We start from the raw sequence: 14847 nt of genomic DNA on the forward strand, positions 1-14847 counted from the left end.
CCCGCGGGCAATCGCATCAGATGGAAAACGTAATCGTATGTTCTCCTGCATCGAGCCTGGTCTCCTCACCTTGCTCGATCGGGGCGCCATTCGCCTGCAGCGACTTGCGATCGCCTCTCCCTTGCAGACGCGCGGTCACGCCCTGCGGCAGCACCAGGCGGCATGTGACGGTTCCCTCCTCCAGGGTCCATCCAGCTTCGATGCGACCGAAGCGCGTGTCATGCCAGGCCGAAACCGGTGAGAGGGCGGGCAGAATCGCGGGGTCGAAGGCCACTTCCTCGAAGCCGGGCTTGTCTTCCAGCGGCTTGATGCCGGCAACATCTTCGAAGAGCCATTGGCACACCGCGCCGTAGGCATAGTGGTTATAGCTGTTCATATCGGGATCATAGATCGTGCCGTCCTCGGCAAGCGCATCCCATCGTTCCCAGATCGATGTCGCGCCGCGTTCGACCTGATAAAGCCAGCCCGGGACCTTCCGGTTGAGGAACATCTTTTCGGCAAGATCCAGCATGCCGAGCCGCGTTAGCGCAGGTAGCAGGGCAGGGGTGCCAATGAATCCGGTACCGATAACGCCGTCGGTCTCTTCTGCCACTCTGCGGAAATAGCCGCGAGCGGCCTCCTCATATTCGGGCGGGACAAGGCCATAGAGGAACGCCAGAGACCAGGATGTCTGGTCGTTATGGGCAATGCGGCCGGAGGGTGAAAAGAACTCGTTCCTGAATGCTGCCCTGATCTCGTTGGCACGCTTTTCCAGCCGAGCGGCCTCGACAGTCTCTCCAAGAATGCGGGCGATTTTTGCCGTCAGCTGCGTTGAAATGAAATGGTAGAGGGTGGCTGCGCAATCATCCGCTACGGTCGGCCGTGGCTTCCTGTTGTCGCCCACCGGCTGGAGCCAGTCACCGAAGGTAAAGCCATGCTCGCCCCAGACGGCGGGCGGGCGTATGATCGGTCCATCCGAAATTCCCCAGAGATACTCGAGCCAGCCCAGCATCGCCGGGAAGCATTCTTCCAGCACTGCGCTATCGCCGTAATGCAGGTAGAGCTGCCAGGGAATGATGACAATCGCGTCGCCCCAGCCGGTCGAGCCAGCCCAGTCACCCCGTCCGTCGATCGGGTGCAATCGAGTGGGATCGGGTGAAAAATGCGAAACGGCGCCATTGGCGCGCTGGTCGTGGATCACATCGCGAAGATATTTCTTGAGGAAGGACTGGCTGTCGGCAAGCCAGCAGGACGCTCCGGCGAAGACCTGCGCATCGCCGGTCCAGCCGAGGCGTTCGTCGCGCTGCGGGCAATCGGTGGGCACTTCTATAAAATTGGAGCGCTGCGACCAGATGGTGTTGTCGACAAGCTTGTTGACGGCGGCAATACCTGATGTGAAACCGCCGGCGCTTGTCGGCACCGAGGTTACCGGGACCATGGTGACCGCGATCACTTCGGCCTGGCCGGTGACGGTAATGCGTGCATAGCGAAAGCCCATGAAAGTGAAGAGCGGCGCATATTCCTCTTCGCCTTCACCCGACAGCGTATAGATCAGCTCGGCACGCGCGCTGCGGTAGTTGCGATTGTCGAAAAAGCGGTCAGCGCCGAGCACTTCGGAATGCTCGACGCGCACCTGCGCTCCGGCAGTACCTTCGAGCCGCAGCCTTATATAGGCGCCCGCATTCTGCCCGAAATCATAGACGATCCGGCCGTCGCTCTCGGTCCAGCGATCGACAGGAGCGAGGCCGGGCAGTTCCTTGACTGCGCCGGTCTCGTGCGGAACGAGCAAAGCCTTGTCGAATGAGAGAACATCGATACCGTGGCTGTCCCGCGGGCGGATGCGGGCATCATAATCTTCGCCATAATAGATCCCGTTGCGCGTAACGGGAGTGAAGCCGCTCTTCCAGCTGTCGTCGGTTTTAAGGAGCGCTTCGCCGCCCGCGCTTAATTCTGCGATCGCCCCCGTCCGCTCGCCCCAGCAATTGATGATCGGATTGGACGCCCACATCAGTTGGCTGCGATACCAGCCGTCGCCGAGCCAGATCTCGATGCGATTGTCGCCGGGCTGCAGGAGTTTCGCGACATCATAGGCCTGATAGGCGATCCGGTCGTCATAACAGGTCCATCCGGGCGTCAGAAGGTCATCACCCACGCGCTGTCCGTTGATGAAGGCACGATAGAGGCCGAGCGCGGAGATACGCAGCGTTGTTTCGGCAGGAACGGCGTCGAGTGCGAATTCACGCGACACAAACGTGCCCGATGTTGCCTGGCCACCGTCGCAGGACGGGCCGATCATTGACGCCGTGAACCGGAAAGCAGAACCGGCAAGGCCGTCCTCCCCGGCGATGCCGTGGGCCGAAACAGTCTTCATTGAGAACCTCCCTCGACCGCCAATTCCTCCGGCGGTCACTCCGTGTATATCGTTCTATGTATATCATTCTACACTATCGATTGCCGCGCAAGAGCTTTTGTGCGTATAGTTTTCGCCACACTTGAGAGTAAGGCATTTTGGAATGAAAAATCAGGCCGTTAACGTGACGAGGGACAGGATCACCATCCGGGACGTGGCGCAGGATGCCGGTGTCTCCGTCGCTGCGGTGTCGAAGGTTCTGCGCAATGCCTACGGCGTTAGTGAAGTCTTGCGAACGAAGGTCGAGACCTCGATCGAGAAGCTGAATTACCGACCTTCTGTGGCAGCGCGCGCCATGCGCGGCCGCACGCAGACAGTCGGTGTGCTGGTCATCGAATTGTCCAACCCCTTCCTGGCCGGGGTCATCGAGGAGGCGAATGCCACCTTGGCCGAAAACGGATTCAAGGCGCTGATCGGGATTGGTCGTTCCACGAGCCCGATCGAGGCATCGATGATCGAGTCGATGATCGACAATCGCATGGATGGCGTACTGATCATCGCGCCTCGCATATCGGGCAAGGTACTGGAGCGCTATGCACGTCAGATCCCGATCGTCGTCATTGCCCATCACGAGCTGCACGCCCAGACCTATGACACCGTTAATTCCGATGATCGCAAGGGTGCAACTTTGGCCGTGGAAGCGGCATTGCGGTCCGGCTACGAGAACATCGCGATGCTGAGCTATGAGCTCGCTGATTCACCGCCGACCATCGTCGCCCTCCAGCGCGAGAAGGGTTATCTTGACGGCATGAAGACGGCGGGTCTGGCGGCTCGCATCATCCGTCTGCCTCTGGTGGGAGCCGACCGCCGCGCCGCGATCAATGATTTCCTGGCCTTGAAGGACCGCCCGCGCGCGGTCTTCGTCTGGTCGGATCTTGATGCCGTGCCGCTCATCAATGCCGCGCGCATGAGCGGTATACGGGTTCCGGAAGATCTTGCGATTATCGGCTACGACAACTCGCCGATGGCGGTCATACCGCTCGTCGGCCTGACCAGCGTGGACCAGAACGCCGCCGAACTGGGCAGAACCGCTGCCGAGATATTGCTCAGCAGGATTGATGGCCGCGAAGAGGCTCGTCACGTGCTGATCGAGCCGCATGTCGAGATGCGCGGAAGCACCTGAACGCTACAGCCTTTCTGTGGTCGCAGCCTATGCCGCGGCAAAGAGCGTTCTTAAGACGTCTTTCCGCTCTGTAATGTCGGCAACGCTATAGCGATCGAAGACCCCGACAAAAGCGGCCGTCGCTTCCCGCAGGATAGGGGGCATGCCGCAGCCTTGTCTGATGGAGCAGGAGGAGCACTCGAGAATATCATCCAGACCTTCGGTATGTCGGAGCAAACTGCCAAGATTGATGGAGGTCGCCGGACGATCGAGCCGGATCCCGCCATTTCTGCCTCTGATCGATTCCACGAACCCGGCTTTGGCGAGATCCTGAACGACTTTCATCAGGTGGTTCTGGGAGATGTCATAAGCGTCGGCGACCTGTCTGATCGAACAGATCTCTCCCTCATGTGATCCAAGGTAAATCATCACGCGGATCGCATAGTCTGTGTAGCGTGTGAGCTTCATCGCACCTGCGTCAAAACGCCCGAAAAGAAATGATGCATTCCAATAGCATCTTTTATCGGCGTCGTATACATGCATTCAAGATGCATGATTATGGAGCAACGCGATGGATACGGCCAAATTGGAAGAGGGGCAGATCCTCCCGGTACTGGAGCGGTTTTACGAAAAGGTCCGGCGTGATCCGATGCTTGGCCCGGTTTTCGCCGTGGTTGCGGATTGGCCGGAGCATTTGCAGCGACTAACCGACTTCTGGTCTTCGCTGATGCTGACATCAGGCAAATACAAGGGCAATCCCGTCGCGATGCACCTGATCCATGCCGACAGAATAGAGCCCGCGATGTTCGAACGCTGGCTTGCGATATGGCACGAGACAACGAACGAGATGTTGCTGCCTTCGGTTGCGCAGGAGATGCAAATCAAGGCGGGGCGGATTGCCTCGCGCCTGAACCTGGCGCTGACTGGGGAGGTGCTTGAATTACGGGCCCCAGATGCAGTGCTGGCGCTGACGCCATACAAGACGACAAAGATCTTCGATGAAACGACTGTGCCGACGGCGCTTCTCGAAAGCCATCGGCTCAAGTCCGGCGCTTGGGCGCTCATCCGCGTTCTGAGGGGCGGCGTGCGTCTGGTGACAGGGCAGACCGTGAGCTCCTTGAGCCCCGATTGTATCGGCCGGGTCCTGCCTGAGGTCGAGCATCATCTGGAACTCCACGGCCCGGTTCAATTTCAGATCGAATTCTTCGATCGCGATCCTCTCCACACTGATAGCATTGAAAGGAAAGAATATGCCTAAGCCACTTTCGCCGCGCACCATCGAACTGGTGAAGCAGAGCGCCCCGGCGGTCGCCGCCCATGCAAGCGACATTACGAAAACAATGTACGGGCTGCTCTTCAAGGATGAGCACATCAAGGCGCTGTTCAATCAGGCCAATCACGGTGAGAATGGTTCTCAGGTTCATGCACTGGCGGCGGCAATCGTCGGCTATGCACAGAATATCGACAACCTCGCACCACTCGTGCCCGTCATCGAACGGATCGCCCACAAGCACATCGGTTTTCATATCCTCGCCGAGCATTATCCCTACGTCGCCAAATCGTTGCTGGCGGCAATTCGTGAAGTATTGGGCGAAGCAGCATCCGAGGAACTTATCAATGCCTGGGGTGAAGCTTACTGGTTCCTTGCTGACACTCTGATCGAAAGAGAGGAGCAGATACGAGCCGAACTCGAAAAGCGGGCAGGCGGCTGGAACGGATGGCGCGAATTCAGGGTTGCCGAAAAAATCAAGGAAAGCGACGTCGTGACCTCCTTTGTCCTGCGTCCTGTCGACGGACAAACGGTGGCCTTGCATCGTGCCGGCCAGTACCTGACCTTCGATTTCAGCCTTCCCGAAGGCGTCAAGATGAAGCGGAACTATTCCATCTCATCCGGCCCGAACCAGGATTTCTACCGCATATCGGTCAAGCGGGAAGAAAACGGCAAGGGCGCGTCGCGCTATCTGCACGATAATGTCGAGGTGGGGGCGATCTTGAAAGTCACTCCGCCTGCCGGAGATTTCTACCTGCCCGAAGAGCCGACCAGCGAAATGGTTCTGCTGTCCGGCGGCGTGGGTCTTACGCCCATGGTCAGCATGCTGGAAGCGATCGCTGCCGATTATCCCGAAGTCGAAGCGCATTTCGTACACGGCGCGCTCAACAGCTCGACGCATGCGATGGACAAGCACGTCCGCTCGCTTGCGCAAAGCCATGGCCGGGTATCGGTCAGCACCTTCTACAGTGAACCGACGGCTCAGGATGCCGCGGGCTATTCTCATGACGAGGATGGTTTCGTTACCGGGAAATGGCTGGCCGCAAATACGCCGATTGAAACGGCCAATTTCTATCTCTGCGGACCGAAGCCGTTTCTGAGGGCAATAGTCGGTGACTTGCTGGGCCTTGGCGTTTCGCGCGATCGCATCCACTACGAATTCTTCGGGCCGACCGATGAGGCGCTGGCCGCCTGAAGCTATCTGTTCAGCCGTCTATTCCAGCACCTCCAGATTCGCGACCAGGCGAAGCCAGCTTAGGCTTCGCCTGGTCGCTTTCATTATAAAGACCGTCTTGACACCATAAATTGGACGGAGATGGCGGCCGCTTGTCAGGCGAGGAGTTCGCCTTTTCGGCAGGTTGCCGATCCCTGGCGAGGCCATTTTATCCAGCGAGCAACCCGATTAATCGCCTGTTCATTTTGTGGTCGCTATTGACCGCTATCCGCCATTTCGAACAATCCCAGTTTGAATGTAAACTCCCTTTCAAAAGCGATGAAGATGCCTAATTCGAAACGCTCGTGCTCCTGCTCGCATCCAGTTCCGCAAGAATGCATTCGTTGGACACGAACCCAGTAGAAGAGAAAACACTATGACCTCTCAAAATGTTATGGGTGCTACGAGCGTGCATGTTCAAGCATCGTCCGCGGATCCTGATTTCGGCATTCGCGCGCCGCTCCTGTCGAACGACCAGTTGAGGGCCAGGGCTGCGCAGTTTGCGGAAAGCCGCGCCCTTGATGTAACGAATTTCAAGAATTTTGATTTCTTCCAGCGCCACCGGGAGAATGAGGCCGAGATCCTGAGGGTCTACCGCGCCGCTGCCGCTGACGTCGATGCCGGCGAGAGCATTACGCCCGCCACCGAATGGCTGCTCGACAATCACTACATCGTCGAAGAGGCGATCCAGGAAGTCCGTCGCGACTTTCCGAAGAAGTTCTATCGCGAGCTGCGCAAGATCACGCTCGACGGGACGGAAGTGCCGCGCACGCTGGCGCTTGCCTGGCTCTACATGGCGCATGCTCACAGCAATATCAGCAATGCCGGCATGGCAGCCGTCACAGAAGGGTTCCAAGATAAGGAAACGCTGCGCATCGGCGAGCTCTGGGCGCTACCGTCGCTCGTCCGTTATGTGCTGATCGACAACCTTCGCCGCGTCGCGTCTCATATCGACAAGAGCCGCCTGATGCGGGCAAGCGCCAATGCCGCGGCGACCCAGGCGATCGCGCTCGGCGACGCAGGCGCGGCCGATCATCTGGAGACGCTGGCTGCCAGCCTCGACGATACGACCTTCGTCACGCAGCTGCATTATCGCCTGCGCAATGCGCTCGAGCCGACCGAATCCGCGCTGAGCTGGCTTGAGAGCAAGCTTGCCGCAAAGGGGACCGACGCCGAAGCCGTCATGTCGGCGGAACAGACTCGTCTTGGCGCGGCCAATGCTCTGATGGGCAGTATCATCAAGAGCCTGCGCGAGATCAACGATACCGACTGGTCCGAATGGGTCGAAGAGGTCAGCACCATCGACAAGCTGCTTTGGCAGCAGACGGATTATGCCGAGCTCGATTCCGGTTCCCGCAACAGCTATCGCCGCCAGATCGAAAAGCTCGCAAAGCGCTCCGACAAGACGGAAATGGATATCGCCGAGGCGGCCGTGCGCCTGGCCGACCGCGCGAAGGCCGACAGCCAGGATCTTTCGGCTTCAGCCGGCAATGTCGGCTATTATTTCGTCGGCAATGGACGTCCGGCGCTCGAAACCGAGATCGGCTTCCGGCCACCGCTCGGCTTGCGCTTCATGCGCGTGATCCGCAAGCTGAACTGGCTGGCGATCGCCGTACCGGTTCTGCTGCTGACGCTGCTGGCACTGGTCATCACCGATGCCATTTTCGTTGACGCCGGCATGCCGCTTTTTGCGACGATCGTGCTGCTGCTGATGTTTGCGCTTCCGGCTTCCGAGGGAGCGACCGGCCTCTTCAACTTCTTCGCCACCTTCTTCATCACGCCCGACCGCCTCGTCGGCTACGAATTCAAGAAGGGCCTGCCGGCGGAAGCCCGCACGCTCGTCACGATTCCCTGCCTGATCGGCAAGCGCGAACATGTCGATGAACTCGTTCGTAACCTCGAAGTTCATTACCTCGCCAATGCGCGCGGTGAGATCTACTACGCGCTTTTGAGCGACTGGCCGGATGCACAGGAAGAACAGAACGCCCGCGATCTGGAAGTGCTCGACTATGCGTTGAGCAAGATTGCCAATTTGGAGGCACGTTACGCCGAAGACGGCAAGCAGCGCTTCTACCTCCTGCATCGCCGCCGCCAATATAATCCCGCCGAAGGCGCCTGGATGGGCTGGGAGCGCAAGCGCGGCAAGCTGCACGAACTGAATATGCTGCTGCGTGGCGAGCCGAATACGAGTTTCCTGCCGGGCGCCGATGTCGTGCCGCAGGACGTGAAATATGTGATGACGCTCGACAGCGACACGCGTGTCGTCCGCGACACGGTGACCAAGCTTGTCGGCAAGCTGCATCATCCGATCAACCGCCCTGTCTTCGACGAAAAGAAACAGCGTGTCGTTGATGGTTACGGCGTGCTCCAGCCCCGCGTGACGCCGTCGCTGACGACAGGCAAGGATGCATCGACCTTCCAGCGCGTCTTCTCGGTCAATCGCGGTCTCGACCCTTACGTCTTTGCCGTCTCTGACGTTTATCAGGACATTACCGGCGAAGGCACGTTTACCGGCAAGGGGCTCTATCACGTCGATGCTTTCGAGGCGTCGCTGAAGGGCCGGATCAAGGAAAACTCCGTTCTGAGCCACGACCTGCTCGAAGGTTCGATGGCGCGCTGCGCACTTGTGACGGACTGCGAACTGGTCGAGGATTTTCCGATCCGTTATGAGGTGGAAGTCTCGCGCCAGCACCGCTGGGCCCGCGGCGACTGGCAACTTCTTCCCTATATCTTCGATGATCGCCGTGGCGTGACTGCGCTCGGCTGCTGGAAGATGTTCGACAATCTTCGCCGCTCGCTGACCCCGATCGCCTGGTTCCTGGCATCGGTTCTCGGCTGGTACTGGATGGACCCGCTTGGTGCGCTCATCTGGCAGATCCTGCTGATCTTCAGCCTGTTCGTTGCGCCGACCCTGTCGCTGATCAATGGTATCATCCCTCGCACCAGCGACATCATCCTTCAGGCGCACCTGCATACGGTCTGGAAAGACATCGAGAATGCCAACGCCCAGGTGGCGATGCGCATCGTCTTCATCGCCGACATTGCCTGCGTGATGGCCGACGCAATCATCCGCTCGCTCTATCGACTGTTCGTCAGCCGCAAGCTGATGCTGCAGTGGCGTACGGCCGCGAGCGCCCAGGCCATGGCGCAGACGACCATCCTCGGCCACTACAAGGTCATGTGGCGGGCTCCGGTGCTTGCCATCCTGGCATTGCTTTTCGTCATTTCCTCCGGCGACAGCGCCTGGATGGTCGGTCTTCCCTTCGTCATTCTGTGGGCGCTCTCGCCGGCTATCGCCTGGACGGTCAGCCAGACGGCGGAAACCGAAGACCGGCTCGATGTGCCGGAGACTGTCCGCAACGAATTGCGCAAGATCGCAAGGCGTACCTGGCGCTATTTCGACCACTTCGTGGTTCCCGGCCAGCATTACCTGCCTCCGGACAATGTCCAGCAGACGCCGCATGCCGTCGTGGCCATGCGCACGTCGCCGACCAATATCGGCGTCTACCTGTTGTCGGTGATTTCGGCGCGCCGTTTCGGCTGGATTTCCTTCGAAGACGCGGTCAAGCGTATCGAGCAGACGATCGAAACCGTCGACCGGCTCGAGAAGTATCGCGGTCATCTCTTCAACTGGTATCATACAGACACCCTAAAGCCGCTTGGCCGGCGCTATGTGTCATCGGTCGACAGCGGCAATTTTGCCGGTCATCTGATTGCGGTATCGTCAGCTTGCCGCATCTGGGCGCAGTCGCCGCTTGCCCATATTCACACTGACCTTGATGGCATCGGCGATGTCGCGGCCATTCTTCGCGAGGTGCTGAACGAGCTTCGGGAAGCAGACAGGTCTGTCCGATCCCTTCACGATCGTCTGGATGGCCGGATCGCCGACCTCGAAGCTGCGGTTGCCACCGGCAAACGCGAGAAGGAGTTCTCTTCGGGCCTGATCGAGCGGTTCGCCGGACAGGCGCGGGAAATTCGCGAACTCGCCGGCAGCCTCGACCGGGAGGTCAAGACGGCGCAGAGTGACGAGGTTGTTCATTGGGCCGAGAAGCTCGTGGCAACCTGCGAGCTTCATCAGGTAGATAAAGCCTTCGATCCTTCGCAGGTGGATGCCATCAGCGAAAGGCTGACGCGCGTCGGCAACCGTGCCCGCGAAATCGCCTTCGACATGGATTTCAGCTTCCTCTATCGCCCCGAGCGTCGGCTCCTGTCGATCGGCTTCCGCGTGGAGACGGAAGAAGTCGATGCGGCCTGCTACGACCTTCTTGCTTCGGAAGCGCGCCTGACCAGCCTGTTTTCCGTCGCCAAGGGCGATCTTCCGACGGAGCACTGGTACAAGCTCGGCCGTCACGTCGTGCCTGTCGGCCCGCGCGGGGCGCTCGTTTCCTGGTCCGGCTCGATGTTCGAATATCTGATGCCGCCGCTCGTCATGCAGGAGCGCAGCGGTGGTATTCTCAACCAGACCAACAATCTGATCGTTCTCGAACAGATGAATTACGCCCGCAAGCTCGGCACCCCCTGGGGCATCTCGGAAGCGGCCTTCAATGCTCGCGACCACCAGATGAACTATCAGTACAGCAATTTTGGCGTGCCGACGCTCGGTCTGAAGCGCGGTCTCGGCCAGAATGCCGTCATCGCCCCTTACGCTTCGCTGCTGGCGAGCCAGTACAATCCGGTCGCAGCACTCGAAAACCTCAACAGGCTGCGGGCCGTCGGCGCGCTCGGCATGTATGGTTTCCATGATGCCGTGGATTTCACGCCGAACCGTGTGCCTGAGGGCAAGCAGTGCGCTGTGGTCTACAACTACTATGCGCACCATCACGGCATGTCGATTGCGGCCGTTGCCAACGTCGCCTTCGACGGCATGCTGCGCGAACTCTTCCACGCCGATCCGGTCATCGAAGCAGCCGAGCTGCTACTGCAGGAAAAGGCACCGCGCGACATCCCCGTCATGGCGGCCAAGCACGAAACCGATGCGCCTGCCACCATCCAGGGCGATCTCATGCGCCCGGAAGTGCGCCGCCTGGAAGACCCGGCATCGCGCGAACGCGAATTGCTGCTGCTCTCCAACGGTCGCTATTCGACCATGCTGACGGCGACAGGATCCGGCTATAGCCGCTGGAAGAACCTCTCCGTCAACCGCTGGCGGGCCGATCCGACCGAGGATCGCTGGGGTTCCTTCATCTTCCTGCGGGACACCGCATCGAACGAGTGGTGGTCCGCGACCGCCGAGCCACGCTCGATTGCCAACGAGCACGTGCGCGTCAGCTTCAGCGACGACAAGGCCGAATTCGTCAAGACCGTCGGTGAACTGACCAGCGAGATGGAGGTCTTCGTCGCGAGCGATCACGATGCGGAAGGCCGCCGTCTGACGATCACCAATACCGGCACGGAAGATCGCATGATCGAGGTGACCTCCTATATGGAGCCGGTCGCGACACTCGATATCGTCGATACGGGCCACCCGGTCTTTGCCCGCATGTTCCTGAAGACCGAAATCGCCGCGGCCGGCGACGCGATCGTCGTCGAGCGCCAGAGGCGTGGCCTGACGGATCCGGATGTCGCCATCGCGCAGCTTATCGTTGATACGTCAGGCGGAAGCGGCCCGACGCAATGCGAGACTGATCGCATGCGCTTCCTCGGTCGCGGCCGTACCCTGACCGAAGCTGCGGCTTTCGATGCCGATGCCAAGCTGTCAGGCACGGACGGTTTCACCATGGACGCCTGCGTGTCGCTGCGCCGTACGCTTCGCGTGCCGGCCGGCGAAAAGGTCAGCGTGACCTTCTGGACCGTTGCGGCCGGCGAACGCGCCGAACTCGAAGCGGCGCTCGAGCATTATCGCCAGCCGGAGAGCTTTGCCCAGGGCCTCGTCCAGGCCTGGACAAGAACGCAGAGCCAGTTGCGCCAGATCGGCGTCAACTCGAAGGAAGCGGCCGCCTATCAGCGGTTCGCCCGCTACATAATCTATCCCGACATGGCGCTGCGCGCCGACAGCAAGCTGGTTCGGGAGGGCCTCAAGTCGCAGTCCGTGCTCTGGGGCGCAACGCTCTCCGGCGACGCACCACTGATGACGCTGCGCATCACTGATGAGCTCGGCACCGATCTTGTCAAGGAACTGCTGCGCGCCCAGGGCCTCCTGCAGGCCCGCGGCGTAGAGGTCGATCTCGTTATCTTCAATGAGCGCGCCGGTGAGGCGGCTGGCGAGATGCAGCGCACGATCGACCAGCTTTGTGACGCCGCGCGTCACGCCAGCGAGATTGCCGGCATCCAGCGCAACATCTACGTGTTGCGCAAGGATCTGACGACGCCGGAAGCCTATGATGCCATCATTGCCGCCTCGCGTGTCGTGTGGCGCGGCCGCGACGGCAGCCTGATCGACCAGGTGCAGAAGGCCCGCTCCGTTGCCGGCTCCCCGGCGCTGCTCGGCCAGTGGGGCGATTCCACCCTCGTTCCGAGGATGGTTCGCAACGCAGGCGATGCGACCTCGGCCGATGGCAGCGATCTCGCCTTCTGGAACGGCTACGGCGGCTTTGCGGCCGATGGCAGCGAATATGTCGTGCGCCTCTCGGGCGGCGAACAGACGCCGCATCCGTGGGTCAACATCATGGCCAATGACAGTTTCGGCTTCCATGTCTCGGCCGAAGGCGCCGCCTTCACCTGGAGCCAGAACTCGCGCGACCATCAGCTGACACCCTGGACCAACGACATGGTCACCAACCGGCCGGGCGAGGCCTTCTACCTGAAGGATCTCGACCGCGGTTCGGTCATCGTGCCCTATGCGTCGCTGGCGCAGCGTTCCGACACGCGCTTCGAGGCCCGCCATGGCCTCGGCTACTCGGTGTTCTCGACGGTTCAGGACGAAATCGCCCTGGAGGTTACGCAGACCCTGCATATGCAGAAGTCGGTCAAGCTGACGCAGTTGCGCATCCGCAACGAAGCGGGTGAGACGCGCAAACTGCGTCTCTATGGTTATGCCGAATGGATCCTCGGCAACAACCCGACGAAGAGCAAGCCCTTCATCATCTCGAACTTCGACAGTGCGAGTGGGGCGGTCTTTGCGAATAATCCGTTCAGCGTGAACTTCGGCACGCGTGTCGCCGCATTTGCGGCAAGCGAAACGCCGTCGAGCGTTTCCACCAGCCGCCGCGAGTTCATCGGCCGTCACGGGACGATCCAGCAGCCGCGCACCGTTTCTGCGGGCTCGCGTCTCTCCAACGCTTTGGATCTCGATGGTGATCCGGCAGCCGCCATGGCCTTCGATCTGACGATCGGGCCTGGCGAAGTGCGCGACATCTGCTTCTATATGGGCGATGCCGCCTCGCAGGAGGAAGCCGCCGCTCTGATCGCCGAGATCCGCACCGTCGGCTTCGAAGAGGTTCTCGGTCAGACCCGCGATTTCTGGAAGAACTTTACCGGCAAGACGCGTGTTTCGACACCGGATCAGCGTCTCGACTTCATGGTCAACAGCTGGCTGCCCTATCAGACCTACGGCTGCCGTATCATGGCGCGCACCGCCTTCTATCAGTCGAGCGGTGCCTGGAACCTGCGCGACCAGTTGCAGGATTCGCTGGCCTTCCTTCTGCATTCGCCGGAAATCGCCCGAAAGCAGATCCTCAACACCGGCCGGCGCCAGTTTCCGGAAGGCGACTTCCAGCATTGGTGGCTGGCAGACAGCGGCGCCGGCGTTCGCACGAACATCTCCGACGATCCGGTCTGGCTTGCCTATGCCGTCGATCAGTATTGCACGGCGACAGGCGACGGCGCGATCATGGACGAGATGCTGCCCTTCGTCGAGGGCGCGCAGCTCAGCCCCGGTCAGTACGATGCTTTCATCCAGCCGCGTGTTTCCGACAATACCGCATCGCTCTACGAGCATGCGGCCCTCGGGCTGGATCTTGCGATCAAACGCACCGGCGTCAACGGCTTGCCGCTGATGATGAGCGGCGACTGGTGTGACAAGATGGACCGGGTGGGCATGGCCGGCCGTGGCGAAAGCGTCTGGCTTGGATGGTTCCTGGCCGGTGCCCTGCGCCGCTTCATTGCCTATGCCGAAGCTCGTGGCGACACGCAGCGTGTCAGCCACTGGACCGCACATCTGGAGAAGCTCAAGAGCGCGATCGAAACGGCGGGCTGGGACGGCGAATATTACCGCCGTGGCTATTACGACAACGGCGCGCCGCTCGGCTCCAGCCAATCCGAAGAGGACAAGATCGATTCGATCGCCCAGTCCTGGAGCGTGCTGTCAGGCGAGGGCAATCCGGAACGCAGCGGCATGGCGATGAAGGCCGTCCTCGACAAGCTCGTCGATGAGGAGGGCAAGTTCATCCGCCTGCTGACGCCGCCTTTCGTCAAGCCGGTCAACGATCCCGGCGTGATCAGGGCCTATCCGCCCGGTGTTCGCGAAAACGGTGGCCAGTACACCCATGCCGCCACCTGGGCCGTGCTCGCTCTCGCCCGCATGGGGCGGGCCGAAGACGCCTGGCGCGCTTTCGAGATGCTGAATCCGATCAATCATTCGCTCGATAAATCGTCTGCAGACGTCTATCGCATCGAGCCCTATGTGATCGCCGGCGACGTCTATGGCGAAGGTGCTCTCAAGGGACGTGGCGGCTGGAGCTGGTACACGGGTTCGGCCGGCTGGCTCTACCGTGTGGCCGTCGAGGGCATCCTCGGCATCCGCTCGGAGAATGGCCGACTGCACGTCAGGCCGGTCCTGCCGGCCGGATGGGACGGCTTCTCCGCCGAACTCGATCTGCCGAGCGGGAAATATCAGGTTTCCGTTTCGAAGGTGGACTCGGATCGCTGCTCCGTGACCATCAACGGCGCGGCAGTTGATGATCTGAACGAAGGATATCTGCTGGCGGCCAAGTAAA

The 14847-nt window shown here is 60.5% G+C and carries 6 protein-coding genes; 4 read left to right on the forward strand and 2 right to left on the reverse strand.

The features are described 5' to 3' along the window. Window positions 1-16: 16 nt before the first annotated feature. Window positions 17-2350 carry a glycoside hydrolase family 78 protein gene (locus tag LVY75_03365; GenBank protein ID XAZ21013.1) on the reverse strand — a complete coding sequence of 778 codons (2334 nt, stop codon included), beginning with the start codon at window positions 2348-2350 and terminating at the stop codon, window positions 17-19. A 142-nt stretch (window positions 2351-2492) separates the two neighbouring features. Between LVY75_03365 and LVY75_03370 the strand changes: the two genes are divergently transcribed. Continuing rightward, window positions 2493-3512 (forward strand): LacI family transcriptional regulator, encoded by a 1020-nt coding sequence (locus LVY75_03370; GenBank protein ID XAZ21014.1) that lies wholly within the window; start codon window positions 2493-2495, stop codon window positions 3510-3512. 27 nt (window positions 3513-3539) lie between these two features. Here LVY75_03370 and LVY75_03375 read toward each other — a convergent pair whose 3' ends face one another. Then, window positions 3540-3959: an Rrf2 family transcriptional regulator gene (locus tag LVY75_03375; protein XAZ21308.1), complete on the reverse strand. Its 420-nt coding sequence runs from the start codon at window positions 3957-3959 to the stop codon at window positions 3540-3542. Window positions 3960-4062: 103 nt separating this feature from the next. Here LVY75_03375 and LVY75_03380 point away from each other — a divergent pair, with 103 nt between their 5' ends. The 3 genes from LVY75_03380 (at window position 4063) to LVY75_03390 (ending at window position 14846) form a co-directional block, all read left to right on the forward strand. After that, window positions 4063-4749 carry a DUF1971 domain-containing protein gene (locus LVY75_03380; protein XAZ21015.1) on the forward strand — a complete coding sequence of 229 codons (687 nt, stop codon included), beginning with the start codon at window positions 4063-4065 and terminating at the stop codon, window positions 4747-4749. Further along, window positions 4742-5956, forward strand: coding sequence for an NO-inducible flavohemoprotein (gene hmpA / locus LVY75_03385; protein ID XAZ21016.1), 1215 nt, complete (start codon window positions 4742-4744; stop codon window positions 5954-5956). The genes LVY75_03380 and hmpA overlap by 8 nt, the downstream gene beginning before the upstream one ends. A gap of 412 nt (window positions 5957-6368) precedes the next feature. Then, the gene (locus tag LVY75_03390) at window positions 6369-14846 is read left to right on the forward strand and encodes a protein ndvB (protein ID XAZ21309.1); all 8478 of its coding nucleotides are present in this window, start codon (window positions 6369-6371) and stop codon (window positions 14844-14846) included. Window position 14847: the final 1 nt, after the last annotated feature.

Source organism: Sinorhizobium sp. B11, assembly GCA_039725955.1.
Classification (GTDB): Bacteria; Pseudomonadota; Alphaproteobacteria; order Rhizobiales; family Rhizobiaceae; genus Rhizobium.

Bases quoted from the DNA above. Each gene is read 5' to 3' on its own strand.
- LVY75_03365 (XAZ21013.1), bottom strand. From the start codon at position 2,350: ATGAAGACTGTTTCGGCCCACGGCATCGCCGGGGAGGACGGCCTTGCC.
- LVY75_03370 (XAZ21014.1), top strand. From the start codon at position 2,493: ATGAAAAATCAGGCCGTTAACGTGACGAGGGACAGGATCACCATCCGG.
- LVY75_03375 (XAZ21308.1), bottom strand. From the start codon at position 3,959: ATGAAGCTCACACGCTACACAGACTATGCGATCCGCGTGATGATTTAC.
- LVY75_03380 (XAZ21015.1), top strand. From the start codon at position 4,063: ATGGATACGGCCAAATTGGAAGAGGGGCAGATCCTCCCGGTACTGGAG.
- hmpA (XAZ21016.1), top strand. From the start codon at position 4,742: ATGCCTAAGCCACTTTCGCCGCGCACCATCGAACTGGTGAAGCAGAGC.
- LVY75_03390 (XAZ21309.1), top strand. From the start codon at position 6,369: ATGGGTGCTACGAGCGTGCATGTTCAAGCATCGTCCGCGGATCCTGAT.